General features: G+C 44.1%; 21 protein-coding genes. 10 read left to right on the top strand and 11 right to left on the bottom strand.

Annotated features, from left to right (window positions below; all coding sequences use genetic code 11):
* From BLR43_RS13520 to BLR43_RS12050, 5 genes are all read right to left on the bottom strand, one after another.
* Positions 1-281, bottom strand: a 281-nt coding sequence (locus tag BLR43_RS13520) for a transposase (RefSeq protein WP_208855960.1), incomplete at its 3' end; no start/stop codon positions are given.
* 22 nt (positions 282-303) lie between these two features.
* Entirely contained in the window at positions 304-1,596 is a 1,293-nt protein-coding gene (locus tag BLR43_RS12035) for a KAP family P-loop NTPase fold protein (RefSeq protein ID WP_093071275.1), read from the bottom strand.
* Between the two features lie 129 nt (positions 1,597-1,725).
* Positions 1,726-2,682 carry a ribosome biogenesis GTPase YlqF gene (gene ylqF, locus BLR43_RS12040; RefSeq protein ID WP_093071276.1) on the bottom strand — a complete coding sequence of 319 codons (957 nt, stop codon included), beginning with the start codon at positions 2,680-2,682 and terminating at the stop codon, positions 1,726-1,728.
* Positions 2,683-2,807: 125 nt separating this feature from the next.
* On the bottom strand, positions 2,808-5,924 hold the full coding sequence (locus BLR43_RS12045; protein ID WP_093071277.1) for a DUF2339 domain-containing protein: 3,117 nt from the start codon (positions 5,922-5,924) through the stop codon (positions 2,808-2,810).
* 171 nt (positions 5,925-6,095) lie between these two features.
* Positions 6,096-6,833 carry a dienelactone hydrolase family protein gene (locus BLR43_RS12050; protein ID WP_093071278.1) on the bottom strand — a complete coding sequence of 246 codons (738 nt, stop codon included), beginning with the start codon at positions 6,831-6,833 and terminating at the stop codon, positions 6,096-6,098.
* A 160-nt stretch (positions 6,834-6,993) separates the two neighbouring features.
* On the opposite strand from BLR43_RS12050, the gene BLR43_RS12055 reads away from it, so the two are divergent.
* Both BLR43_RS12055 and BLR43_RS12060 read left to right on the top strand, forming a co-directional pair.
* On the top strand, positions 6,994-7,587 hold the full coding sequence (locus BLR43_RS12055) for a YcgN family cysteine cluster protein (protein ID WP_093071279.1): 594 nt from the start codon (positions 6,994-6,996) through the stop codon (positions 7,585-7,587).
* A 45-nt stretch (positions 7,588-7,632) separates the two neighbouring features.
* Complete coding sequence (locus tag BLR43_RS12060) at positions 7,633-8,430, top strand: hypothetical protein (protein WP_093071280.1); 798 nt, start codon at positions 7,633-7,635, stop codon at positions 8,428-8,430.
* 30 nt (positions 8,431-8,460) lie between these two features.
* Here BLR43_RS12060 and BLR43_RS12065 read toward each other — a convergent pair whose 3' ends face one another.
* Positions 8,461-9,759 carry an Lnb N-terminal periplasmic domain-containing protein gene (locus tag BLR43_RS12065; protein WP_093071281.1) on the bottom strand — a complete coding sequence of 433 codons (1,299 nt, stop codon included), beginning with the start codon at positions 9,757-9,759 and terminating at the stop codon, positions 8,461-8,463.
* 263 nt (positions 9,760-10,022) lie between these two features.
* Here BLR43_RS12065 and BLR43_RS12070 point away from each other — a divergent pair, with 263 nt between their 5' ends.
* The 5 genes from BLR43_RS12070 to BLR43_RS12090 all read left to right on the top strand — a co-directional run bounded on the left by BLR43_RS12070 (position 10,023) and on the right by BLR43_RS12090 (position 17,321).
* Entirely contained in the window at positions 10,023-10,922 is a 900-nt protein-coding gene (locus tag BLR43_RS12070; RefSeq protein ID WP_093071282.1) for a CBS domain-containing protein, read from the top strand.
* Between the two features lie 275 nt (positions 10,923-11,197).
* The gene (gene lnt / locus BLR43_RS12075; protein ID WP_093071283.1) at positions 11,198-12,772 is read left to right on the top strand and encodes an apolipoprotein N-acyltransferase; all 1,575 of its coding nucleotides are present in this window, start codon (positions 11,198-11,200) and stop codon (positions 12,770-12,772) included.
* Between the two features lie 136 nt (positions 12,773-12,908).
* A complete protein-coding gene (locus BLR43_RS12080) occupies positions 12,909-13,373 on the top strand; it encodes a hypothetical protein (protein WP_071002848.1) in 465 nt (154 codons plus the stop codon).
* Positions 13,374-13,728: 355 nt separating this feature from the next.
* Positions 13,729-15,231 carry a peptide MFS transporter gene (locus BLR43_RS12085; RefSeq protein WP_263281243.1) on the top strand — a complete coding sequence of 501 codons (1,503 nt, stop codon included), beginning with the start codon at positions 13,729-13,731 and terminating at the stop codon, positions 15,229-15,231.
* A 272-nt stretch (positions 15,232-15,503) separates the two neighbouring features.
* Positions 15,504-17,321, top strand: coding sequence for an aminopeptidase P family protein (locus tag BLR43_RS12090; RefSeq protein WP_093071284.1), 1,818 nt, complete (start codon positions 15,504-15,506; stop codon positions 17,319-17,321).
* Between the two features lie 481 nt (positions 17,322-17,802).
* Here BLR43_RS12090 and BLR43_RS12095 read toward each other — a convergent pair whose 3' ends face one another.
* From BLR43_RS12095 to BLR43_RS12105, 3 genes are all read right to left on the bottom strand, one after another.
* Positions 17,803-18,588 (bottom strand): hypothetical protein, encoded by a 786-nt coding sequence (locus BLR43_RS12095; protein ID WP_093071285.1) that lies wholly within the window; start codon positions 18,586-18,588, stop codon positions 17,803-17,805.
* 168 nt (positions 18,589-18,756) lie between these two features.
* Positions 18,757-20,091 carry a beta-ketoacyl-ACP synthase II gene (gene fabF / locus BLR43_RS12100; protein WP_093071290.1) on the bottom strand — a complete coding sequence of 445 codons (1,335 nt, stop codon included), beginning with the start codon at positions 20,089-20,091 and terminating at the stop codon, positions 18,757-18,759.
* A 153-nt stretch (positions 20,092-20,244) separates the two neighbouring features.
* Positions 20,245-21,636: an anhydro-N-acetylmuramic acid kinase gene (locus BLR43_RS12105; RefSeq protein WP_093071286.1), complete on the bottom strand. Its 1,392-nt coding sequence runs from the start codon at positions 21,634-21,636 to the stop codon at positions 20,245-20,247.
* 143 nt (positions 21,637-21,779) lie between these two features.
* On the opposite strand from BLR43_RS12105, the gene tyrS reads away from it, so the two are divergent.
* From tyrS to BLR43_RS12120, 3 genes are read left to right on the top strand one after another with little or no spacing between them, the layout of a single operon-like run.
* Positions 21,780-22,994: a tyrosine--tRNA ligase gene (gene tyrS / locus BLR43_RS12110; protein ID WP_093071287.1), complete on the top strand. Its 1,215-nt coding sequence runs from the start codon at positions 21,780-21,782 to the stop codon at positions 22,992-22,994.
* Positions 22,995-23,029: 35 nt separating this feature from the next.
* The gene (locus BLR43_RS12115) at positions 23,030-24,937 is read left to right on the top strand and encodes an AAA family ATPase (protein ID WP_093071288.1); all 1,908 of its coding nucleotides are present in this window, start codon (positions 23,030-23,032) and stop codon (positions 24,935-24,937) included.
* 13 nt (positions 24,938-24,950) lie between these two features.
* Complete coding sequence (locus BLR43_RS12120) at positions 24,951-25,178, top strand: DUF1653 domain-containing protein (RefSeq protein ID WP_093071289.1); 228 nt, start codon at positions 24,951-24,953, stop codon at positions 25,176-25,178.
* Here BLR43_RS12120 and BLR43_RS12125 read toward each other — a convergent pair.
* Positions 25,175-25,873: an alpha/beta fold hydrolase gene (locus BLR43_RS12125; RefSeq protein ID WP_227674114.1), complete on the bottom strand. Its 699-nt coding sequence runs from the start codon at positions 25,871-25,873 to the stop codon at positions 25,175-25,177. The genes BLR43_RS12120 and BLR43_RS12125 overlap by 4 nt on opposite strands.
* Before the next feature lie 91 nt (positions 25,874-25,964).
* Positions 25,965-26,220 (bottom strand): integrase core domain-containing protein (locus tag BLR43_RS12130; protein ID WP_143007437.1); only part of this gene is annotated, 256 nt, incomplete at its 5' end.

Raw genomic sequence — 26,220 nt, forward strand, 5'->3', positions numbered from 1 at the left:
ACGAGTACAGGATCAAAGCTGCTATCACGGTCTCTTGGGGTAGAGATCTCAAGATCGCCTGTGTCGCTACGGACGGTTTTTTTAGTGTGTCCATTGCGCTTATTAGGCTTGTCTGCTTTCTCATGCTTGGGGTAGCCGAGATGGTCTTCCATCTCAGCTTCAAGGGCAGTATCGATAAACGACTGCATGAGCTGCTTTTGAAAGTCTTTGATGTCATCGAAGCTGTTCATGCTACCAGCCATTTGCTCGGCCAGTTTTTTAATGTCAGATTGAGTAGTCATTGCTTATTCTCCGGTTAATGGATTATAAGCAGTTACACAGAGTTTGGGAAAGGCTCCAATGGTCATTTGGAAGCTTTATACGACTACTAGTAAAATACCTATCGAATATTATAGTTATCAACTCTTGTAATGTGATAACGCTTTGTTCATGAAAGTATTGAGGAAGTTTAAAACTACGAGTTGATATCAAACTATAAAAATTTGAAGAGTCCAATCTTCTATATATTATTTCTTCTAAAACATTATTATTTAATCTGTATAAAAAAGATAGGAAGACCATTAAAACTTGCTCGATTACATAAGATTGACTTTTTCCTTTATCTTCAAAAACTATCAACGTCTCTATACAACGTATAACCTGTTCAATATTCCGAAGCGATAGCGTGCTAATATCAATAAACAATGGGATTTGGTAGATAAGTTTGTTTTCTTTAAATTCTTGTGAAATTACATTACTGTCCTGTATAACTCTTCTAAAATAAGTCACATTATTACTAACTGAACGGTTTTCTTCATCTTTATTGGTCGTTGGTAGGTTGATTTGATACTTAAAAAATTTATAAAGATAACTATGCGAGTCCGTTTCGCTACCATAGCTATGTTTTATAGTGGCTTTAAGCTGCTCAGCATTGGTAATTAATATAATTTGTACATTATCTACATCAAACACATGCTTGATGGTCTCTAACATCATCACTGCAAAATCTGGACGACATCGGTCAAGCTCGTCAATGAGTAAAATGATAGGGTTTGTGGAAGCAATATCTGATAGAGCATCGCGCAATGTCGATAAATTCTTTTCCGCTTCTACTTGATCTTTAATCATAGACTCAAGTGACTGGTCGATAAGAGATTTTGACCCATCCTTTATTTCTTCCACTCCGTCTGCTAGTGCATCAGGAATATCTGCCGCATATCTACCGAATGCAAATCCTAATCCTGCTTTGAGACCTATACCAGAAATAAGCCTTAGGTAAGGGACTGCATTTTTTATAAAATTCTTTCGCTTGTCGTCTTTTTCATCGTAAAAACTAGCCACCTCAGCTATAAGTGTTAAGAGCGGCTCATTGGCATGATCAGCTTGAAAAGCATTTACATAACCAACCTTATAATCATTCGGATTATTCTCCTCAATCAGATTTTTTAGTTTAAAACAAAACTCTGTCTTTCCTGTACCCCATTTACCGTCAATGATAAGTGGTGATACTTCAATATCTGAATCTAATAGCTTAATGATTTTCTCAGCGATAGGCTCACGTGTAAACTCATCTCTTTCATGAAAAGTGAAATCTTTCATTAAATTGTAATCTGTCATTACTTATTCTCTATATTTGTATTTTTGACATACGATACTTATGTTATACAGAGAATAAAGACATAAAAAAAGCCCACAAGGGCTTTTATATAGGCAATTATTTTTTGAGTAATGAGCCTTGAACCAAACCTACTTCCGATTCTTCCGCGTTTTTAGACGACGTAAGCGTTTTTCTTCCTCGCGGGCTTTTTTCTTTTCTTCAGCAGCGATGCGTTGTTCGGCGACGACGATTTCTTCTGCTTCTATCATCGCTGGTGTTTCTAGCGTGATACGACCAATTTTTGCGCTACGTAGCTCATTGATGAGAATCTCAGACATACGGTAGGTGTCGACCTGATTGCCCGAACGCACACAGCCGCGATTACGACCTGCCACTTCAAAGAACTCCCAATCGGTCTTGGGTAACTCGTCAATTTTATAGCGGGTTTTTAGCAACTCAGGATAGGCGTGCATCAAATACTCAGCGGTATAGCTGGCGACATCAGCAAAATCAAAAGCGGTATCACGGATACCGCCCGTCGCTGCCAGACGATAGCCAGAGTTTTCGTTTTCGACCTTTGGCCAGAGCATACCGGGTGTGTCATAGAGCATGATGTCATCGTCAAGCTTAATCAGTTGTTGCGACTTGGTTACCGCTGGCTCATCGCCTGTTTTTGCCACGGCGCGACCTGCTAACGTATTGATCAGCGTTGATTTGCCCACATTTGGAATACCCATAATCATCGCTTTGATTTGACGACCAGTCCCGACTTTATTGGGGACGAGGTGTTTGCAGATGGCGATGATGCGTTTTACGTCATTGGCTTTTTCAGTGTCGCAAGCAATGGCTTTAACCCCATCTTGCTGCTCAAGATGATCCATCCAGATTTGGGTCAATTCAGGATCGGCAAGGTCAGCTTTGTTCAGGATTTTGATAACAGGCTTTTCACCGCGCAGTGCAGCAACCATTGGGTTTTCACTACTATAGGGAATACGCGCATCGATGACCTCGATGACCACATCCATCTGCGGCATGATTTCTTTGATTTCGTTACGGGCTTTGTTCATATGCCCAGGGAACCACTGAATACTTGCTCTCTTATCCATCTGCTTTCATAACCTTTTATAAAAAATGCTAAAAGTAAAACAATCAATGTTTACTTTCTAATGGTGTCCAGTTTACTACAGAACCACCTTGCTCACGGGACAATTTCACTCGACCAAATCTATCACTATTCTTTAGTATGGTTTTCTATTTCCTCGTGCGCTGGTGGTAAAGGCGCCAAATAGCCTATCAATAGTATCAAGCTGCCCGCGCCAAGGAAGGATATCACTCGCCAAATCGCTTCGGTCTGTGACAAATCGACTAAGACCAGCTTGAGGACGACAATGCCTAGTAGACCAATACCCATAAACCAAAGCGCGCGCTGCCAATAGCGGCTGGCAAGGATGGTGGCGACCAATGCTAAGAGCGTCCATAAAATTGTCAGTCCTGTTTGCACCTGCTCGCTTTGCCATGCGCCGCCTTGAATACCAGTACCGTCCCAAAGCGGTGTACCGATAAAGGCGTGTAGCGTTCTAACCAACATGCTAGATATCAGCCAAAAGCCAATAAGCCCCAGAACTATTAGCAAACTATCAGTATTGAATAGCTGTTTGGTTTTGGTGACTGTATCTGATGGGATAGGGTTTTTGTCTCGGTGTCGCTGGTTTATATAATAAAGACTAAAACCAACCGATAGCGTCAGCCAAGAGGTGATGTCGTATAGGTTAAATAATGGAAAATAAGACAATCCCCAAATCACACCATCATATGACCAATTGGTAAGAACAACCCAAAGTAGGGCAATGGGAGCAAAAATGGCAGCGCAACCTAATAGTGCCTGTTGCCAGTTAAACCAATACAGCAGGCCTTGTTCTGAAACTTTATTAGTCGATGTGTTTTCTTCATTTTGTCTCATATAACGATGATTGAGCCATAATCCAGACAATATGAGTGTCGCTGAAAACAAGATAGCCATCACGCCATCAGAGTCTGGTAGGCCATAATGCGCCGCGGCAGCAATCAGTAACAGCCCTGTACCGAGCCAGCTTACCTCAGTATAACGTGCCGTGTTTTTATTATCAGACCAAGTTTTTAGCCATAGCTGGCCTATCAGTAACCAGCCAATTATCAAACCTATGAATACCAGCCATTCCGCTGTTGCCCATGTTAGATTTCGCTCGAATTTTTGTGGCAGTTGCAGTATTAGCATGAAATAAAACAATAACAATAATCCACGACTCAGCTGTCTAACCTCCGCCCACGGACGATAACGGTTGATGACCCAATAGGCGGCCAGGCTGATGAGTGCTGACAGCGCAATGACTGTCGTATCTGATTGCCAACTATCAAACCAATGATGCAAATCAAGTATCAGCACTTGTAGCATCCACGCTATCGCTGTCAATGTTAAAAACTTTATTAATCTAGGACTGTGCCAGACGAGTTTGAACGCATGGCTTTGATGACTGATAGCGTTCAGCCATTGCTGTGCCGCTTGATCATTGATACCCAGTGCATGAGCATAATTGGTCATCATATCTGATGGGTTGTCACGCTTTTGTACCTTTGTGGTAGAAGGCGTTATAGCATCACGATTTTGCTTATTACTGTTATCTAGCTTATTCATTAATATCGTAGGGGAGTTGCTAGCGCGTAAGATAAAAACGGTCGCCAGATAAGCAATTGCTGAAATACTAAAGGCTAAAACGGGATAGTCGTTGCTAGAGAATATCGCTGTTGTCATTAGCATGCCAATGCTGATGAGTTGCAATAGTAGACCAAATAATACTGACCACGACCGCAATGAACGCCTGCCAAACCAAACCAGAGCAAGTCCCTGTACTGACCAACCAAAGGCAATCCATTCCGCATCTAGCGCCAGCGGAATCATCAGCGCCAAAAACCCAAATCCTAAAGCCAGCATGCCTTCAGTGATTAAGGCATAGCGCTCACTGCGCTGGATAAACAACCAGCCCAGCCCAAGGTAGACAGTCGCCAAAATCGCGCTAGTGATGGTCAAGGCATTAGGAATCTTATCAAGTAAAGCAGAAAGTAAGCCGAAAGACAGAAGCGGTACTGAAAACAGTAAGCCAGTATCGATGGGAAATAAATAGGCATTGTTGCCTACGGTAGATTTATCTAAACGCTTGATATTATTTGTACTATCGATATGGCTAAGGGCTTTTTCGCTAAGTGCGTTGTAGGCAATAACTTGTTGCGCATAACGAATGACCACAAACAAGTAAAGCAACCAATGCAATGTAATAAGCAAAACCAATGGCCAAAGCTGCGTCTCAATAATTGGATCAAGATTCTGCGTGCTGCCCCAATAGTAGGCCAATCCAAACGTGACAATTACGCCAAATAGATTCAGTATCTTCCATGGACGATAATGAGCAATCACAGCAATCGTGACATTCAATAATAGGTAGTAGCTGAATAAGGCGACTAAGCTACCAGTATCTTCACTGGTCAAAATCGGCGCAAAAAATCCACCAGACAACGCTAACAACGCGAGCGGAAAAGCGTTTTGGCGTACAGCAAGGGCAATGGTCACAGCAGACAATAATCCAAGCCCAATAAAGCTTGGAATACTTGGCATGATTTCATAAACACTATAAGCAAAAAAGGTGCTCAAATATGTAATCGCTAAGCCTGCGCCCTGTAGCGTAATCCCATACGAAAAGCGTTTTGCCGTGAGCTTTAACCCAAGTGCTGCCAACGTAAGCCCCGCGATGCCAATTGCTACGAGCTTTGTGGTAATTGAAATTTCGATATATTCGCTGAGTAACCGCAGCAGTAGCACTACGCCTACTAGCAGCACCAATACGCCGACCCGAACGACGAGATTGCCACCGAAAAACCAGTTTTTGATTGAATGAATGAGCGACGTCACAATAGGTAGTGAGCGTTCATCAGGCTCAATCGGCGCATTTGCTATTTTATTTTTGGTCGGAGTTGGCGTAGTAACAGGCAGTGGTGGTGGCAATGATGTAAATGACAGCGTTGAAAGATTATCTATAGACCGCTGTTGTGAATCAAAAATTGCATGCTTAGCAGCATCATTTTTAGTAGTATTGCCTTCACTAGCGCTCGCGCGCGTATAAACACGCTCATCAGCCAAATGGGTAGATGAAGCGTTCATACTGCGATTTTTTTGCTGTTCAAGTTCAGCCTGTAGTTTTGTCACATCGCGGCGCAGATGCGCAATTTGTCGCTTTATCTTGGTGTATAGCGCGACTACCACGATCAATAAAATTGTAAAGGCCAGCCAACCCAACTGGGTTACCAATAGATATAACATCTTCGTCGCTCAATCCAATTGATAGTAATGTGATAATGACGTGATTTGCTAAGAAGCACAAGACCGCACTGATTACTTACCCAAAAGCTCATCAATAAAATAAGACTGAAAATAAAAAGGCAGCTTAATAGTTAAGCTGCCCTTCTTTATGAGTTTTATACCAGATCTTTTTTATGCCAAGTTTGCTTTCATAAACTCAAGCATATTTTCCCAACTTTGCTTAGCAGCGGCTTCGTTATAGCCAAGGTCCACTTCATTTTTTTCAGCACGCTCATCGGCATGTGGATTGGTAAAGCCATGCTTAGCATTGTCATAGACATCGATAGTGTAATCTACGTCAGCTGCGTCTAGCTCTGATTTTAGGCCTTCGATGGCATCCATTGATACCATTGAGTCATCACGGCCATGCGCGACCAGTACTTTTGCAGTGAAGTTTTTGTCTGCTGGTTGTTTTGGCGTTGGGTTACCATGGAAGGTAGCGACCGCTTTTAGTGGCATGCCTTCGCGAGCCATGTCTAGGACGACTTTACCGCCGAAGCAGTAACCGATTGCCGCGAGCTTGTCACCGTCAACTGATAACTGATCGCTAAAGTCGTTCAAAATCAAGCGGCAGCGTGCCATCAGCATGTCTTGATCATCAAGCACTTGCTCCATCCACATGTTAGCTTGCGCCGCATCGGTGGTGAGTTTGCCTTCGCCATAAACGTCCATTGCGACCGCTGCATAGCCTGCTTCTGCCAAACGCTCTACTACTGATTTTGGATGATCGACCACGCCCCACCATTCTGGTGCGACCAAAATACCTGCTGCTGGGTTATCATCAGAAGCGTTGTCTGGTAGTGCCACATAGCTGATAAGTTCAACACCATTTTCGGTGGTACTGATTAACTCGAAAGTCTTAACTGACATAGGATTGTCCTTTTTTATGTTATGAGTTTTAATTATTCGTCGTTTTGATTATTTGTCATTGTGATGGTTCGTTTTCTAACTCGTACTACCTTAACGCCCATATCTAGCAAAAACAGCTATAATAGTGTAACGCTCTTTATCAAAATGCTACTGCGACCCTATGACTATAAATTTCTTAAACAAAAATGATGAACAATCAGGCTTGCATTCAGGCGTCAATCCAGATGCTAAGCTTGAGCAGTCGGTAAGTTTATTTCCTGATAATGCTGACACTGATTCTAGGTCTGAGCCACTACGCCCGCAGTTTTGGTCGCGATTTGCCTTAAACGAGCTAAACCATAGCGAATGGGAAGCATTGTGTGATGGCTGCGGCAGCTGCTGCTTAATCAAATACATCGATAATGATGATGACGAAGAGCTGGTCGAGTATACCGATGTGACGTGCCAGCTCATGGACTGTGCGACAGGCTATTGCCAACATTATGCGACGCGCCAAGAGCATGTACCAGATTGTATTCAGCTGACCATGGACAACTTGCCCAACATGATGTGGCTGCCATCGCATTGCGCCTACAAGCGGTTGTATAAAGGGCAGGGGTTACCAAGCTGGCATCTGTTATTGACTCAGGATGCGGTAGTCACCCAGCACGAGATGCGTGCGGCCAATGTGGGTGTCGCTGGCCGCTGTGTGTCGGAGATTGGTATGTCTGATGAAGAAATGGAAACCCGAGTGGTTAATTGGGTGAATCCATAGTTTATTATTTGCTGATATAAAGGGTTATGATCTAAGGATTGGAATATGAATAAAATTTGCCGTACAACAAGTTTGATATTCAGTGCTGCTTTTTTGTCAATCGGCTGCTCAAATATTGCTCATTTGTCTGAGACCAATTCTCCTACTTCTCAAACGGCGCAAGCTATACCTGTAAAAGGTGTATTAACATCTGTGAGTGCGCCTACATTAGACGCGCCAGTTGTGGTGGATTGGCAAAAGATAGAGGCAGCCGCAGATAAAAAATATGAAGACGAGCCATTGGCTGACTATTATCTGAATATTTTATCCGAGGAAGAAAGGAATGGTGCGCCTTGGTTTTATGCACAAGATTTTAATGTTTCTATTGAAGAGGCACAGGGTCGATTATTATTGCAAGGAATTAGCTCGCCGCTGATTAACTCAATCACAGAGCATTTAGGCGCAAATGTTGCCGCCGTTTATTATGACAATAATGACCCTGATGAGTTTTCTATTAAAGTGACGACACTAACTAAAGTTAAAGCCGTCCCGCCAAAATACGTGTATCACTTTAAGCAAAAGGAATTTGAAAACTATTCTTTTCCTATTTATATCCAAGCCATTAGTGATAAAACGCATCAGCAGATTGTTGCATTGCAAGAAAAAGCGTGGCCTGAGATATTAAAGCGTTATCCTGACGCTCAAAGTATTGGCTTTAGCCCAATGACCAATACTATCAATGTGACGATTTACCGACCAACCCCCAACGAAACCGAGCGCCAACGCATAGAAAATGAGTTGACTGAGCTCGTTGGCTATCGTGTGATCGTTGAGTTTACCAAAAATCGCATAACCACGGTTTAATGGTCAGGGCTATTTAATATGTTATCAATACTATTCATGAGAGCTCTGAGCCGCTGATTTGGCCTGTGCTTCAGCACTAGATTGGGAGTCGGCCAGTAAAGGGATTGGAATATCTTGACGAATTTGCCGAGAAAACTCACGGCTATTGGCAATAGAGTGCAGGTTGTTGAAGCCCATAGATTTTGGATTGATATGGGTGCGCTCATACCACGTATCCATCGACCAAGGCTGGTTTTGTTTTTCAGGCGCAGAATCCAGCATACCGACATCATATAGATAGTTTGGTAGCCAACCAGAGACCCAAATTCGATAATCCCACGGCAGGCGATCACCACTAACGATACGCGCCATATAAAAGATAATATTAGTACAGTTACTCGTCAATGTGTTGTACCAAGCGGGTTTAGTATTGAGCTCATCCATTGCCGTTAGGTAAGATTCAAACAACGATCTCACCTCATGTTGCTGCAAATTGCTGATAGGAAACAGATAGACTTGCTCACCGCGCGCGTTGCTACGCGTATAGATAATATCGCGCTCTTCGGCGGCAATCAGGCTCAGCTCATACCGTCTAAAAAATCCCGCCAGTGCCGAAAACGACTCGCCATTTTCTTTACGAATCTCAAATGAGAAGGCAAGTGGTCTATCGTCTTCAAAGCGAAAACTGACCAAAGTATGAGCAATCAGTGGCCCCATCCAATAAGAGTTGGTTACATCAACGCCAGAGAGTTTAGATAAATCAATCGTGCGCGTCTCCCAATGCTCTGTGGCGTCCTTGTCTGTGCGCCAATCAAAATTACGGACATTGGTTAAGGTAATCAAATCAGGGTTGGTTGCATCGCGCTCATAAGCCACTTGCTGCTCGACCTCAGCCATCCAGTCGCGATTTTTCTGGGGTTCGATAGAAAAAAACCAGCCTAGACCTATGAGCCAAGTTGCTCCATATAAGCCAATGAGGTATCTAGTCGCTGTGTTTTTATGAATTGATTTTTTATTAGACAATGAGACACTGAGCAGTATCTTTGTGACTGTATGCCAATAACGCATACTTAGCAGCGCAGCTAATATACCCACGATGATGAGTGTTGCAAGCCAAGTGAGTACAGAGCTTATCCCGTACTGATACCAAATCGCTAATAGCAACCATATTGCTGATAGCAATATTGTGATAGCAATCAAAAAAATAACAAGACGATGTCGCCATGTCGGTCTTGGTGGTTTGTTATCTGCTGATCTGTTGTCCAAATCGCGACTGACAGAATGGCTATCTGCAAGCTGGCTGCGTGAACGCGACGATAATAAGCGGTAAAAAACGGAGCGTAGCGACATAAGGTTTGTTTTGATAAATAATGGCTTTGACCATAGCAAAGTTTATAACACACTGACAATACAATTTGAGTGAATTTGTCGTTGAATGTCGGTGAGGCTTGCGATAAAGTGAAGCTAAATTGTGCTGGTATGTCTGTTGTTTGCTACACAGATAATGATAAGCTCGCTGTTTTATTTGGCGCTTTTGTCCCCATCTAGGCTCTACTTATTTTATGAACGGTTATTCTAATTGCCATTAACTAAAGAGGTTAAATCACACCACCATGTCTGACGACACTCCCAGCCCGAGTAGTTGGTCGATGCGCGGCTTAAAACGCTGGCTATCGACCGCCCCCGAAACCCGTGATGAATTGATTCGTCTGGTACAAGACTCGCGCCAGTTTTTAGAGCCCGATACGGTCGATATGTTAGAAGGCGTGCTCGATCTGCCGGCGACACAAGTGCGCGAGATCATGACGCCAAGGCCGCAAGTGATTGGTCTGCACGAAAGCACTAGCCTTGACGAAGTGATGGACATCATTCTTGATACGACGCACTCGCGCTATCCTGTTTTTGATAGTCAAGATGATGATGCCGTTATTGGCATCCTATTAGCAAAAGATTTGATTCCTATTCTGGTGCACATGGTACGCAACCAAGAAGACAAAATCGATAGCAAACGTCTAAAAGACTTGGTGCGCCAGCCATTATATATCAGTGAAACAGCTCGTTCAGATACTCTGCTGCGCTCATTGCAGCGCACGCAAGTGCATATGGCGATCGTCGTTGATGAGTTTGGCAACTTTGGTGGTGTCGTGACCATGGAAGACTTGTTAGAGGAGATCGTTGGTGACATCGTTGATGAGCATGATGACTTTGATGAAGACAGCGATATTAATAATATCGTCCCTGATCCCGAAAAGCCAAACACATGGCGTGTCCAAGCATCCACGGTGATTGAAGACTGTAATGATGAGCTTGGCAGTCGTTTTGATGATACCGATGTCGACACGATGGGCGGTCTGGTCATGCAAGCGCTCGGTTTCGTTGGTGATTTGGAGGGTGAGAGCGTGGTGATAGATGATTGGCAAATCACCATCACTGGTGTTGAGGGGCGCTTTATCCAAAATCTAGAGCTGACCAAAACCAATGGGGATCAGCAGATATTGATAGGCAGCCATTAATTTGTTTGTATTCCCATAATCAATAATTAGTGATAAAACATTCTTAGCATACCCAATAAAAAACACGATGAACCATCGTGTTTTTTGCTTTCTGCCTTTTGTATTTTGGTATGAGACTTTCGCTACGCAAATTTACCCACTGATGGGTTTTGACTGGTATCATGGGTGGATTTTATTTATGGTCCTGCATAAAGCATTATGCAGTCAGTTTTTGCTTGGGTTTTGTCTCAGTGCTGAGCTGTAAAATTTTGAAAATATGGTTTTGGATAACTGCTATGCGTCTGTCTACTGTTGATTTACAAAAACGCCTGAACCCTGAACAGCCAAAAGGCTTACATCTGGGACTGACGGTACTGATTGCTTTGCTGGCAGGAGGCGCTTTCACACTTGCGCTCGCACCTTATGGTATTTGGCCAGTTGCATTAGTATCACCTGCCATTTTATATGCGTTGTTGATGCCGGATATGACAGGTCGGCGCGCCTTTCTAATTGGTCAGGCATACGGTACGGGGCTTTGGTGTGTGGGTGCGTTTTGGTTGTACACATCTATCCATGTCTATGGTTCGACGCCCGTATGGCTTGCGCTGATTATGATTGCGCTGATGGGGCTTGGCATGGGGCTGTTCCATGGCTTTTTGGCGCTGATTTTTAATCGAGTGGTTGGCAAACAGCCATTGTCTTTTGCTGCGCTTTGGGTACTCCAAGAGTGGATGAAAACGTGGCTATTCACAGGCTTCCCTTGGCTATTCGTCGGTTACGCGTTTACGGAGCAGTATTGGTTGTCATCCTTGGCGCCTGTTGCAGGGGTGTTTGCGGTTTCTTTTGTGGCGGTATTATTGGGAGCCAGCGTCGTTGAGTTACTACGTCGCCGCGCAGGCTATATGATTCCGTCAATTGCCTTATTGGTGGTTAGCTGTGCGTTATGGCTGATCAATCCGCAATGGACCAAACCAAAAGGCACGCCTGATTTGTCCGTGTCTTTGATTCAAGGCAATATCCCGCAAGATCTAAAATGGCTTACTGAGTATCAAATAGAAACCCTAAAAATCTACGCAACCTTGACTCGCGATGAGTGGGGGCGTGACATTGTGCTGTGGCCTGAGTCATCGATTCCGATGTTTCAGACAGAAGCGGTTGGTTTTATCAATGAAATGGTCAAAATGGCCAAAGAGACGGACACGGCATGGGTGACGGGCATCCCTTATAAGGACGAAGCCGCGTTTGATGCCAGTAAAGATAAATATGCGCCGTTTTATAATAGTGTGGTGGCGCTAGGGGCTCAGGCAGATGGCTTGTATAAAAAACAGCGTCTGGTACCCTTTGGTGAATACATTCCATTTGAAGGGGTGCTTGATATCCTGCCAAATCTGGCAGGTAGCCAAGATATCATGAGCTATAGCCGCGGTAGTGACCAACAGTCACCGCTACGAGTGCGCGGTCATAATTTGGGCGCTGCTATCTGCTATGAAGTGGCGTATCCAGATACCACGCGCAAAAACGCGATTGGCACAGACTTTTTATTGACCATCTCAAACGATGCGTGGTTCGGTACGTCGGCAGGCCCGCTACAGCATCTACAGATGGTACAGATGCGCGCGCTCGAAAATGGTCGCTGGTTTATGCGTGCGACCAACACGGGGGTGACAGCTATCATCGACCATAAAGGTCGCATCGTAGCGCGTGCTCCGCAGTTTGAGCGCACCGTACTACGCGGTAATATACAGGCGCGCGTTGGTAATACGCCGTTTATGCGTTTTGGCCAATATCCTATTTTGTTTATTATGGCGCTACTGCTGATACTGAGTTACTTGGGTAAGCGTCCTAAGAAGTTAGTACGTTTGGGTAAATAACTGTCATCAACGCTAAAAGCGAATAGTAAAATTGATGATAATAAACCCTTTAAATACTTAAGGGTTTTCACAAATCAGTATAAATTGCGATATAATAGGTCAATATTTCAAATATTTTGTGCAAGGTGGATAAGGTATGTCAGAAGGTATCGTCAATAACAATCCAAAAAAAGAGCTGTTATACACTCTAGGTGGCATTGCCTTGTTTTTAGGTATTGTCTTACTTATTGGTATTTCTGCGTTTTTGCGTCCAGCAGGCGAGCACATCACGGCGACGCCAACGGAAGCATCAGAAGCGGCTGATGAGGCAGAAGCCATTGCTACCGAAGACGCTGCTGCCCCAGCTGAAGCAAATGCTGAAACAGCACCAGTAGATGCAGCAGCATCTGATACGGCTGCAGATGCAACCGTCACCCCAGCGACAGATGCAGATAGTGCAGTCGTCACTGCAGAAGCAGGTACAGCGACCGCTTCTGGTACAGTAAGCCAAGCGGCTGTTGCCGATGCTGATTTAACTGCTGAGCAAGCGGATGGTGACTTAGATGCTGGGGATGCTGGGGATGCTGGCACCGCCGCTGATGACACAGCAGTAGCGCAGTAATTTTTGACATTGCAATTGATAGTTTATATAGCAAAAAACGACTCTTAAATGAGTGGTTATTAAAGTCTCTACTAGCAGTAATATCAATACGATAGGACTGCATTGAAGACCACAAAAAAGCTCGTTCTCTGGGATTGAGAGCGAGCTTTTTTGTGGGTGTTTGTGTAAGTTTTAGCCAACTTTTTCTTTACTTGGGTATAACCAAGTGAAACAATGTTCCGCCTATATGACCGCTTATCGGAATAATTAGGCATTTGGTCATTACCAAAATAACCTTTAAAGGAATAAAGTTGTGAGTACACAATCAAAATCAGAAGCTAGTGCGGCTGAGCTGCAAGCACTAGACAATGGCTTTATGGGTCATCCTGCGCCATTACGCTCGTTGTTTTTTACTGAGATGTGGGAACGTTTCTCTTACTATAGTATCCGTCCGCTACTCGTGCTATTTATGGTAGCAACAGTAAGTAGTGGTGGTTTTGGGTTTGATGAAGTCACGGCTTCTGCTATCTATGGTATTTTTGCTGGTTCATTATATTTGGCAGCCGTACCGGGCGGTTGGCTAGCAGATAACTGGCTGGGTCAAGAGCGTGCCCTGTGGTGGGGTAGTATTGTGATTGCCCTTGGTCACTTATGTATTGCGCTTTCTGCCATGTTTGGTATGACGCTGTTTTTCGTCGGTTTGATCTGTATCGTTTTGGGGTCAGGGCTATTTAAGACCTGTATCTCGGTAATGGTAGGGGCTTTGTATCCTAAGGGTGACTCTCGCCGTGATGGCGGTTTTACCTTATTTTATATGGGTATCAATATTGGCGCACTCTTGGCGGCGCTCATCGTTGGCGTATTCAAAGAAAAAGGCATGTGGCACGTCGGTTTTGGCGTTGGTGGTTTAGGGATGCTCGTATCCTTGCTTACCTACCGCTTTATCGCCCGCAAGAACTTGACGCGTTATGCGCAGGCCAAAGGTGTCGATGCCGAGTGGGAGCAATCCAATGATCGCTACAAAAACATTGGCCGTTGGGTAGGTGGTTTTGTTGCATTGTTGGTCGCTGCGGTGCTGTTAATCTCTACGGGTATGGTGTCATTCAATCCTGAGATGGTGGCGGAGTATATGACCTATATCATTGCAGCCGTCGTCATCCTTTACTTTGCCATTATGTTTATTTCACCGCGGTTGGATAAGACGGACAAACTGCGCTTGCTGATCTGCTTTATTTTAATCATTGGCTCGACGCTATTTTGGTCAAGTTTTGAGCAGCAGCCAACCTCTTTTAACCTATTTGCCGATCGTTATACGGATCTAAATGTTATGGGGTTTGAAATACCAAGCATTTGGTTTCAGTCGCTGAACCCACTATTTATTTTAATATTGGCGCCTATCGTTAGTATTATCTGGGTCAAGCTGGGTAACCGAGGTCTTGAGCCGAGCAGCATGGCGAAATTTGCACTCGGTATGCTACTTGCCGCCGCTGGTTTTGCCTTGATGATTTTTGCCTCAAAAAGCATCTTAGCGCCTGGTGCTGGCTTAGCATCGCCTTTATGGTTGGTGGGAAGTCTGCTGTTATTGACCCTTGGCGAGCTTGCGCTTAGCCCGGTAGGTCTGTCATCAATGACCAAGCTTGCACCAAAAGGCATGCAAGGTCAGATGATGGGGTTGTTCTTTGCTTCTATTGCGATGGGTAACTTGGTTGCGGCCTTCTTTGGTGGTCATGTCTCAGCGGACAAAATCGAAGGTTTGCCGACCTTGTTTACTACCATGACGATCTTCTTGGTAGTCTCTGCTGTGATACTGTTGGTATTGGCCAAGCCTATCAATAATATGCTGCAAAAAAGCGAGCATGCTGACGAGGTAAGCCAATAAAGACAGATAACTGGTGTATGCAAATCCTCTATCATGCCCGTAGAATCAGTCCATAACTCATGATAAGACGTGTTACCATAACTGGCAGCACGTTTTATTATTTCAATCAGTGAGATATTTTTTAGGCTATTGAAAGCCTACATTCTGCCCAAACATCTAGTTATGTTCTACTGCAATACTATCAAGCAGCATCTAATAAGACGACTATTCATAGTTGCTACTCACCTCTCGATTTCTAAATAATTTATCTAAAATAAATAAGGACACATTCAATGAACAAACAAATCATCCAAGCGCGTATCGATACGCTACGCAAAACACTAGTGGCTCAAGACCTCACTGCGATCATCATACCCTCTGCCGATCCACATCTGTCTGAGTATTTGCCAGAGTATTGGCAAACCCGTCAGTGGCTATCAGGATTTACGGGTTCAGTAGGGACGCTTGTCGTGACGGCTGATTTTGCTGGTCTATGGACGGATAGCCGTTATTGGGTACATGCCGCTGAGCAGCTAGAGGGTACGGGTATCACGTTGGAGAAGCTGGCACCTGGTCAACCAAATCATATCGACTGGCTGGCCGATCATTTGCAAGAAGGAAATAGCGTGGCAGTTGATGGTAATGTGCTCTCTATCGCTGAGCAAGATCGACTATTGAAGGCATTTGATGCCAATGATATTACCTTGATCACTGAACGTGATGTATTGACGAGCGTTTGGACAGATCGTCCAGCACTGCCAGATGCCAAATTGTATGCACATGATGAGCCGTTTGTTGCGCAGTCTGCGACCTCAAAGCTTGCAGCAGTACGCGCAGGCATGAAGGATGCTGGCGCAACCCATCATCTGCTCTCAAGCTTAGATGACATCGCTTGGCTGACGAACTTGCGCGGTGCTGATGTTGATTATAACCCAGTGTTCTTAGCACATATGCTGATTGATACAGACAGCGCAACGTTATTTGTTGATACCGATAAAGTGAGCGAAGATATTGCACAAAGTCTAAAAGATAGCGGTATCACATTGGCTGATTACTCTGCTGTACAGGATGCATTAAGCTCATTAACACCAGAAGATTTATTACTGTTAGACCCAAGTAAAGTCGCAGTCGGTACCTTGTCCAAAATGGCAGATGATGTTGGCTTTGTTGAGCAGATGGCACCAAGTACACTGCTCAAATCTGTCAAGTCTGACTCAGATATCGATCATGTGCGTGAGGCCATGCGTCAAGACGGCGCGGCTTTAGCTGAATTCTTTTCTGAGTTTGAGCAGCGTCTAGCAGCAGGCGAGCGCCTGAGTGAGCTAGATGTAGATAGTATGCTGATAGAGGTGCGTAGCCGTCAGCCGCATTATGTATCGCCAAGCTTTCCAACCATCGCGGGTTTCAATGAAAATGGGGCATTACCGCATTACCGCGCAACGCCAGAGAAATTCAGTTATCTTGATGTGGCTGAGGGTGAAGGTGGTTTACTACTCATTGACTCAGGTGCTCAGTACCAAAACGGTACGACAGATATCACTCGCGTGGTCGGTATTGGCCAAGTTACCGCTGAGCACAAACGTGACTTTACCACTGTACTCAAAGCCCATATTGCGCTCGCTCGTGCTCACTTCCCTGATGGCATTGCCTCCCCATTGATTGATGCGATTTGCCGCGCACCATTGTGGCAAGCTCAGATGGACTATGGTCATGGTACTGGTCACGGTGTTGGTTATTTCTTAAACGTGCATGAAGGCCCGCAAGTCATTGCTTATAGCGCCAGCACACCAAAAGAGCGTGCGATGAAAGTCGGTATGATTTCAAGCAATGAGCCAGGTTTGTATCGCGAGGGCAAGTGGGGTATCCGTATCGAAAACTTGGTTGTGAATACACCAGTTCCTAGCCCTACTGAGACAGAATTTGGTCAATTCTTACACTTCGAAACCATCACTTATTGCCCAATCGACACGCGTCTGATTGAGCCATCACTACTGGATCAAACCGAGATCGATTGGTTAAATAGCTACCATAGCCAAGTGTATGCTGAGCTGAATGATCGAGTGGAAGGCGCTGCCCTTGAGTGGTTGACTGAACGTACCAAAGCTATCTAGTACCCAGCTCAAGTAATATAATGAGTGGTGTCAAATTCGCTTAGTCTACTGGATCTAGTGCCTACGCTTGTTTGCCTTGTTACTTACGTTTTTGAAAGTGGTATAAAACAAGGTCAATAATTTTCAAGCAAACATTAGGGCGTGTAGAACATTCGACCATGGCACTGACAGCGACTATTTTTTAGGCGATTCGAGGTTAAAAATAATAAGTTTAGTCATTCTAAGCGCTTATTTTTAACGATGAAGCGGCAAAAAAGAGTCCTGTCCCTGCGGGCTGATGCTAAAATTGCCCCATACTGCGTTACAAATCTCGCTAAGGCATCTGCATTATCGTCGCTTTGTGCCTTGTCTGGAACAATTTTAGCAATCAGCAGTGCCTATTTGCGAATGTTCAACACGCCCTAAAAAGCCCCGCAAATAATTTGCGGGGCTTTTTAATGTTTGTGCTGCAAGGCTTTTTAGAAAATAGAAATTGTTGCCATTAGTGAATATTTTTCTTAGCCGCGTTTTCAGTAGGAGCAGGCGCGTTTTTCTCGCTGAAATGCTGAGTCATCTCGGCACGTAGCCAAGATTTTAGATTTTCCGACAACAGCATCATTTGCTCACTCAAGTAGTCGTCGATTTGACTCTCAAGCTCACGAATCAGTGTCTGATCCGTCGCATCCAGCTCACTGTCTTCTAGTACCAAGTTGATCGTGGTATTGGCGTTGTCTGGTATATTTTTGATGGGTTTATCACTCAGGGTAGCATCCTGTTTGCTAATCGTCTGACTGTCAGTGCTGTTGTTATTCTCACCACTTGCTGCGCCCGTGCTGACTTTCTCAGTTTTTAGGTGATCCACCGCATCGTCTACAGCCTCTTGTTCGGTTAGATTGTCTTTTTTATTATGGGTTTTATTTGCAGCCAGCTCCTCATTTTTTTCTTGTTCTTTTTGAGCTGCTTCTGCTTTGCGCGCCGTCTCTTCGGCCTCTTTCTTCTGGGCTTCTTCCAACTGCTGCTTTTCAGCCGCCGCGCGTTCTTGTTCTTGTTTGTCTATGATTGCCTTAGCGATGGCTTGCTCGGCATTATAGTTGTCATACAGCTCATCCACATACGCATCCAAATCATGTGTATCGAACTCAAAGCTCTCAAATACAGTCTCTGCTTGTAGTAGGGTGGTGATGTCTTTTAGCTCTTGGGTAATGGCTGCGCGTACGGTCTCAGGTGCACACGTCCAGCGCTGATAAAACTGATGGGAAAATGAGTAGCTTGACATGGTATCTTCCATAAATGTTCCAAAAATTACCCCTTATCATACGCAAGTACGATAAGGGGCTGCAAGTGGACAAACGTAGCCAAACTGACACCAACGTTACAACATGGCAAAGTAGCGAAGCGACAAAGTGAGCATACGATAAAGCGGTATCGTATCGCACGATAGGCTTTTGGCTATGAGTTATTGATTGACAGGCCAGCGTGCAAATATCAAGGATCCATTGGTACCGCCAAAGCCGAAGCTGTTGGATACAGCATATTGCAGGTTATCGACCTTACGTGATTGGTTGGCCACATAGTCGAGATTGCAGTTGTCCTCAACCTCTTCTAGGTTAATCGTCGGTGGTACGTGCTGATGCTGTAGGGCAAGCACCGTAAATATGGCTTCTACGCCGCCCGCTGCACCAAGTAGGTGTCCTGTCATAGATTTGGTTGAGCTCACCAAAATGCTGTCTTTCACTGGCGAAAATACTGTTTCGATAGCAATTGATTCAGCGACATCACCTGCAGGGGTACTGGTACCGTGCGCATTGACGTAACCGACGCTTGCGGGTTCAATCCCAGCATCATTGAGGGCATTGTGCATGGCTTTTGCAGCGCCGCTACCATCTTCTGGTGGTGCGGTAATATGACTTGCGTCATCGCTCATGCCAAACCCGACCAGCTCTGCCAGTATGGTGGCACCGCGCGCTTTGGCGTGAGCAAGACTTTCTAAGACGACCATGCCAGCACCGTCACCCAGTACAAAACCGTCACGGCCTTTATCAAACGGACGTGATGCTTTGGTTGGCTCGTCGTTACGTGTGGAGAGGGCATGCATGGCACTAAAACCCGCTATACCAAGTGGGCTTGAGCCTTTTTCACTACCGCCAGCCAACATGACATCGGCATCACCGTAGGCGATCAAACGCGCTGCCAAACCCATGGCATGAGTCGCAGTGGTACAAGCCGTTGAGGTCGCAAGATTTGGACCTTTTAAGTTGTGTTTAATCGCGACCAATCCCGCTGCCATATTGACAATAGAGCCTGGAATGATAAAGGGTGAGACTTTGGCTGCGCCTTTTTCACGTAGGGTATCTCGGCTGTTTTCGATGGTTTGGATACCACCAATACCTGAACCCAAGATAATACCAAAGCGATCTTGGTCAACCCCTTGTACGGGTGCATCAGCGGCACTGACTTCATCGATAAACCCAGCATTCTTCAATGCCATAGAAGACGCTGCAATCCCATAATGTATAAACTCATCATAGCGGCGCGCATCTTTGGCGCTCATGTACTGCTTGGCATCGAAGTCTTTGATCACACCTGCGATTTGTGCGCGGTAGCCAGTCGCATCAAAATGGGTGATCGGTGAGATACCGCTGTCGCCATTGAGCAATTTGGTCCATGAGCTATCCACGTCTAGACCAAGCGGCGTAATGGCACCCATACCAGTCACCACCACACGCATATCATCAGAGCGCTCATAATGAGGCGGTTTTTGACGCGATTTGTATACAGGAGCTGCGGTCATATTATTTGTGTCATCATTGGTGGCTTGGTCGATAGGTGAAGTGCTGTGTTGGCTCATGCGATATGTCCTATACTTACGGGTCCTAAGAGGATGGCGTTTTTAAAGTTATTATAAAACACATTGGTGCACGTATGTAAACTAAAATCTAACTGGTCAGGCAAAGCAAACTTGCCCCAATACCACGCCTTTATTGGCACCAGTTACAGCGGGTAGATTACCAGTTTCACCCATCAATGTTTGTCTGGCTAACCATGCAAAAGCGACTGCCTCTACCCATGTTGGTGCCAGCCCTAAATGATCTGTGGTCATCACTGTAGAGTGGGGTAGATGGGCTTGCAGACGCGTCATCAGATAATCGTTCAAAGCACCGCCACCGCAGACAGACACCGAGCTATTTTTATCAGTAGTTATAAAATTATTGATCTGCGCGCTTGCACTGATGGCAGTTAGCTCAGTCAAAGTGGCTTGTACATCTGCAGATGAGTAGCGGGTATAGACAGAAGCCTGATCGAATGTTTGTAGCTCATCTTGTAGCCAAGCTAAGTTGAAAACTTCGCGCCCCGTGCTTTTTGGATAAGGCTGAGTAAAGAACGGATGTGCCAACAGCTGCTCGAGTAGCGGCTCGATAATTTTCCCAGACTGCGCCCAAGCACCGCTCGCATCATAGCTACTATCAGTATGCAATGCTGTCCACGCATCCAATAGTAAGTTTGCAGGTCCCGTATCGTAGCCAACAACTTGATCTTTTCCATCAGCAGGCAAGACGGTTATATTAGCAATACCACCCAAATTTAATATCACGCGTGTGTTATCGGATGTGCCAAACAGTGCTTGGTGGAAAGCAGGCACCAAAGGCGCACCTTGACCACCGACGGCCATGTCACGGCGGCGAAAATCACTGACAACGCTAATACCAGTGCGCTCAGCGATGATATTGGCATCGACCAATTGCAAGCTAAAACCCATCTGCGGGCGATGGCGTACCGTTTGACCATGACAGCCAATCGCCAGTACTGATTCAGCATCGATATCTGCTTGCTGTAATAAGGTATTGACCACTTCGCTGGCAAATTCCGCATATTCGCGGCTTGCCCAACCAAACCAGTCAAGCTCGCTAGTTGGCTCATCGGCCTCTGGTACGAGTTGATTCACACCATTGGGCTGACATAATGCCAATAGAACCTCACGCAATCGCGGTGGAAAATCTTGACTATACGTCGCTAGCAGCTGCATTGGTGGTTGGCTGCTGTCTTCATCACTGATGCTTTCTTTGTTGGTAGTTTCTGTATCGCCCATGCCATGATTAAACTGACAGATAACCGCGTCCATACCATCCAAACTGGTGCCTGACATCATGCCGATATATAAGCCATCATCGAAGCTTTCAAACACCGTTTGCTCAAGGGCATCGGTCAGTGTGGCATAGTTCGAATTATCATCGGTCAAATCATCAATATCGTCTGAGCCATTACCCAAACCATTATTCATAAGTAAGTCGGCGATAGCATTGTGTTCAGTGTCAGCAATGGATGCGGGGTTGGTCATGGCAATTTACCTTAAAAAACGCTAGTATATCCGTCAAATTCTAGCATTTTTTCTGACCCTTTGAGCTTCTAAACGTCATAAGGGGTTGCGCCAGTAACCAATATTCCTAAAAATCCCAATTCAAGCGATATATAGAGAGAACCATGACCGATCAAACCTACACCCTAGAAGAACAACTGGCCCTAATTCAGCGCGGTACGCAAGAGATATTGTCTGAAGACGACTTAGTGGCTAAGCTAAAGCTCAACCGTCCACTACGTATCAAGGCAGGTTTTGATCCTACCGCGCCTGATTTGCATTTAGGTCATACGGTACTGATCAATAAACTCAAGCATTTTCAAGATTTGGGTCATGAGATTTATTTTCTAATCGGTGACTATACCGCCAAGATTGGTGACCCTTCTGGCAAAAATAGCACGCGTCCGCCATTGACTGATGAGCAAATCAAAGCCAATGCTACGACCTACGCTGAGCAGGTATTTAAAATCTTGGACAAAGAAAAAACCCGCGTGGTCTTCAACTCTGAGTGGTTCAATGATATGAGCGCCGCTGATATGATTCAGCTGGCCAGTCAGCAGACGGTCTCGCGTATGCTTGAGCGCGATGACTTCTCGAAACGTTACGCATCGCAAACACCTATCTCAATTCATGAGTTCCTCTACCCATTAGTACAAGGCTATGACTCTATCGCCCTAAAAGCGGATGTTGAGTTGGGCGGTACGGATCAGACCTTTAACTTATTGATGGGTCGTACGTTGCAAGGCCGTTATGGTCAAGAGCCGCAAGTGTGTATTACGGTGCCGATCTTAGAAGGGCTAGACGGTGTCAATAAAATGTCTAAGTCGCTCGGCAACTATGTTGCTATCTATGATGCACCAGGCACCATGTACCAAAAAATCCTATCGATGCCAGATACCTTAATCCAACGCTATTTTGAGTTTTTGAGCTTTAAGCCAATGGACGAAATCGAAGGCTTGATGGCGGAAATGGAAGCTGGTCGTAATCCACAAGAAATCAAACGTATCCTAGCCGAAGAATTGATTGAGCGTTTCCATGATGCGGATGCCGCTGCCAACGCGCATAAATCAGCGGGCAATATGCTTGCCGATGGTGAGTTGCCCGTTGATTTGCCAGAAGTGACATTGACGCTTGAAGAGGGTCAAGAGGCGTTATTTATCGCACAGGTATTAAACCAAGCAGGTTTGACTAAAAATAGTGCAGCGGCAAAAGACATGATCAAGCGCAATGCAGTCAAAGTCGATGGTGAGGTGGTCAATGCTGGCTTTAGCTTAACCTCAGGTCAAACAGTTGTAATTCAAGCTGGTAAAAAGGCTTATGCAAAAGTGACCGTCGCTTAATCTAATATTTTTATAAAAAACAAGGATGTTTTCTTATGATGAAGTTGAGAAAAGTAGAGATATTAAAGTATAAGTCTTATACAGAAAAACAAGATTTTGAGGTGGAAGAAGATATTACAATTCTAGTTGGAATGAATGAATCTGGTAAAACTGCTGCTCTAGAGGCTATTGCGAAAACAAACTACTTTCAAGATGATGACGATTTTAAGTTTAATATTACTCATGACTATCCAAGACGTGAAAAGAAGAAAATGGAAAAGTCGGATGTCAAACCAGATGCTATAGTTTGTACTTATGAGATTGAAGAAGAGTTGGTTAAACTAATTGAAGAAGAATTAGGCATAGAAACACTTAAAACTAATTCTTTTGATTGTACTAAAAAATACTCGTCTGGAAGTAGATGGTCATTAATGCCTATAGATCATAATAAGTTTGCAGAATTTCATACTTCAAATCTGGGTATAGCTAGCAAGTCATTGAATGAGAAACTGGCAAAAGTACAATCAGAAGAAGAGCTCAATCAATTAATTGAAAATTTTGAGGAAAATAAATATAAGGAAGGGCTAGCTTCATTGAAGAAATTTTATGAAAATAAATGGGGCTGGAGTAGTGACGCCTTAAGTGAATATGTTGCAAGAGTATTTCTAAAACCTAATCTTCCCAAATTTCTCTATTATGACGAATATTTCGCTCTACCTTCTAGAATTAGTATTGAGAAACTTGAGAATAAAGCACTTGATGACAGTGAGCAAAAGACAGCAAAAGCTTTGTTTGATCTAGCGGAGATAGATACATCCGAGTTGATACAGTCAAATGATTTTGAAGATTTTATTGCAGAGCTCGAAGCAACTGAAGCTATTATCTCTGAAGAGCTTTTTAAGTATTGGAAAACTAACAAGAACCTTGGTATTACTTTTCAAATTGACTCTGTGAAAGATAGTCAGAATAGAGTTATTGAGCATGTATTAGATATTCGTGTAAAGAACAAGGGTGTGTCTTTACCTCTAAAAAATAGAAGTAAAGGCTTCAATTGGTTTTTCTCTTTTCTAGTGTGGTTTAAGAAGATACAGGAAGATGCTGATTCTCAATATGTATTATTACTAGATGAGCCCGGTTTGAATTTACATGCTTCAGCACAAGCTGATTTACTGAGGTTTCTAGAAGATCTATCGGGAGACTATCAAATAATCTATACGACTCATTCACCTTTCATGATTCCTTCAAATAGCTTGGAGCGAGTAAGAACTGTATTTGAAGAGGAAAAAACATCTGTCATTTCAAATAGCGTTCAAGAAAAAGATCCAAATACGTTGTTTCCTCTACAAGCTGCATTAGGCTATGATATTGCTCAGAACTTATTTGTAAGCAATAAGAATCTGCTAGTTGAAGGCGTATCTGACTTAATTATACTAACAGCTTTATCTGGGCTATTAGAATCCCTTGGACGCCAAGGTCTTAGGGACGATATAACTATTGTACCAACTGGCGGCTTAGAAAAAGTAGCAACTTTTATATCTTTATTGCGTGGCTCTCAGCTAGAGATAGTATGTCTTCTGGATTCATACAATGATGTTAAAGCAAGAGTTAAGATGGAGAGTTTAATATCAGAAAAAATTATACATCAGAGCAAAGTAAGGTTTGTCCATGAGTTTATAGATACCTATGACAAAGCTGACCTAGAGGATTTGTTTGAAAAGAAAGACTATCTTCATTTGTTTAATTTAGCATTCAACGAATACGAGAATATAGATATTTCTCAGCTTAATCCTAATATCGATAGAATTATTCTACAAATTAATAAAGTAATTGAAAAAAATAGATTTAACCATTTCAGACCTGCCAATGCGATAGCAAAAATTAGTACTGATGAAGGTACTTTTAGTGAAGTAACACTTCAGAATTTTGAAAATGTCTTTAAAGAAGTAAATAGTCTTTTTGATTAACAGAGATTTTGATATGAAGCAAACAGTCCCTCAAGGCATTTACCGACACTATAAAGGCAATCTTTACCAAGTATTGCATACCGCGCAGCACTCAGAAACCGAAGAGTCGCTCGTAGTCTATCGTTGTCTTTATGGTGAGTACGGCGTATGGGTACGACCGCTGTCGATGTTTGCTGAAACTGTGATGCGTGATGGCACAGAAGTGCCTAGATTTGAGCTGATAAAACCCCTAGTGGATTAACTCTTGAACTTGGCAGCATCTCCTAAAAAAGCGACTTTACTAAGTCGCTTTTTGGTTGCGACTCGTAAATCATTCTCACAAAACTTCTTTAACACCTTATGAAAATCAATCGGCTCATCCATAGGGACGGCATGTCCTGAGCGCGGTAATACAATCTCTGTGGCGTTGGGTAGCATCTGCGTCACCTGCTGCTGCCACTTAGCGTCATAGAGCTGTGAGCGACCTCCGATTAAGTTCACGACTGGGATGGTGACGTTCTCTATACCTGCACGAAAATCATAAGGTATGGCGAGATACGCCTGCAGGCAGCGCATTTTGTGTTGCCATGTTTGGTGATTATAAAATGCCAGCTTATGATCGTTTTGATGAGTAAGTGCTTGTACGACAGCTTTTGAGCGTGGACGGCTGACAGACAGTAAAGAAAACAATCTTTCAACATCGGTCACGCGGCGCTTGAGAGAAAACGGCAAGTGCGTAAAGTGTTCAACTTGCGCGTACGGTAGTGTCCTATCGACAATTTCTTGAAACACGGCAAACCTCTCTTTTTGCCGATCCCCAAACAATCCGCCTTGCCAATCTGGTTGATTGTGTATCACAGGGCTTTGATCAATATTTAGATAGCGACTGACTCTGGCTGTACCAAAACGCTCAAAATAAGACCACATCACAAGCGCACCCATCGAAATCGCGGCCACAGGTAACGACTCTACGTGACGCCTCAGGCAGATGTGCTCAATCACTGTATTGTAAATACCCCATTCTTAACACAACATCATCGTAGAATTATTAAGCCACCTGCCTGTACTCAGCAGGTGTCATATCATTAAGTGAATCATGGGGTCTTTCGTTGTTATAAACCTTGATCCAGTCTTCAGTCAGCATATTGACCTCGTTTAAATTGTTGAAAAGGTAGCAATCTAAAACCTCATTGCGATAACTGCGATTAAACCGTTCAATATAAGCGTTCTGATAAGGACAGCCAGGCTCGATATAATCAATATAGATGCCATGAGCTGATGCCCAATCAGTGAATACCCTGGAT

Source organism: Psychrobacter pacificensis (assembly GCF_900101915.1).
Taxonomy (GTDB): Bacteria; Pseudomonadota; Gammaproteobacteria; order Pseudomonadales; family Moraxellaceae; genus Psychrobacter; species Psychrobacter pacificensis.

Coding starts and splice junctions, on each gene's coding strand:
- BLR43_RS12035 (WP_093071275.1), bottom strand. CDS start 1,596: ATGACAGATTACAATTTAATGAAAGATTTCACTTTTCATGAAAGAGAT.
- ylqF (WP_093071276.1), bottom strand. CDS start 2,682: ATGGATAAGAGAGCAAGTATTCAGTGGTTCCCTGGGCATATGAACAAA.
- BLR43_RS12045 (WP_093071277.1), bottom strand. CDS start 5,924: ATGTTATATCTATTGGTAACCCAGTTGGGTTGGCTGGCCTTTACAATT.
- BLR43_RS12050 (WP_093071278.1), bottom strand. CDS start 6,833: ATGTCAGTTAAGACTTTCGAGTTAATCAGTACCACCGAAAATGGTGTT.
- BLR43_RS12055 (WP_093071279.1), top strand. CDS start 6,994: ATGACTATAAATTTCTTAAACAAAAATGATGAACAATCAGGCTTGCAT.
- BLR43_RS12060 (WP_093071280.1), top strand. CDS start 7,633: ATGAATAAAATTTGCCGTACAACAAGTTTGATATTCAGTGCTGCTTTT.
- BLR43_RS12065 (WP_093071281.1), bottom strand. CDS start 9,759: ATGTCGCTACGCTCCGTTTTTTACCGCTTATTATCGTCGCGTTCACGC.
- BLR43_RS12070 (WP_093071282.1), top strand. CDS start 10,023: ATGTCTGACGACACTCCCAGCCCGAGTAGTTGGTCGATGCGCGGCTTA.
- lnt (WP_093071283.1), top strand. CDS start 11,198: ATGCGTCTGTCTACTGTTGATTTACAAAAACGCCTGAACCCTGAACAG.
- BLR43_RS12080 (WP_071002848.1), top strand. CDS start 12,909: ATGTCAGAAGGTATCGTCAATAACAATCCAAAAAAAGAGCTGTTATAC.
- BLR43_RS12085 (WP_263281243.1), top strand. CDS start 13,729: ATGGGTCATCCTGCGCCATTACGCTCGTTGTTTTTTACTGAGATGTGG.
- BLR43_RS12090 (WP_093071284.1), top strand. CDS start 15,504: ATGAACAAACAAATCATCCAAGCGCGTATCGATACGCTACGCAAAACA.
- BLR43_RS12095 (WP_093071285.1), bottom strand. CDS start 18,588: ATGGAAGATACCATGTCAAGCTACTCATTTTCCCATCAGTTTTATCAG.
- fabF (WP_093071290.1), bottom strand. CDS start 20,091: ATGACCGCAGCTCCTGTATACAAATCGCGTCAAAAACCGCCTCATTAT.
- BLR43_RS12105 (WP_093071286.1), bottom strand. CDS start 21,636: ATGACCAACCCCGCATCCATTGCTGACACTGAACACAATGCTATCGCC.
- tyrS (WP_093071287.1), top strand. CDS start 21,780: ATGACCGATCAAACCTACACCCTAGAAGAACAACTGGCCCTAATTCAG.
- BLR43_RS12115 (WP_093071288.1), top strand. CDS start 23,030: ATGATGAAGTTGAGAAAAGTAGAGATATTAAAGTATAAGTCTTATACA.
- BLR43_RS12120 (WP_093071289.1), top strand. CDS start 24,951: ATGAAGCAAACAGTCCCTCAAGGCATTTACCGACACTATAAAGGCAAT.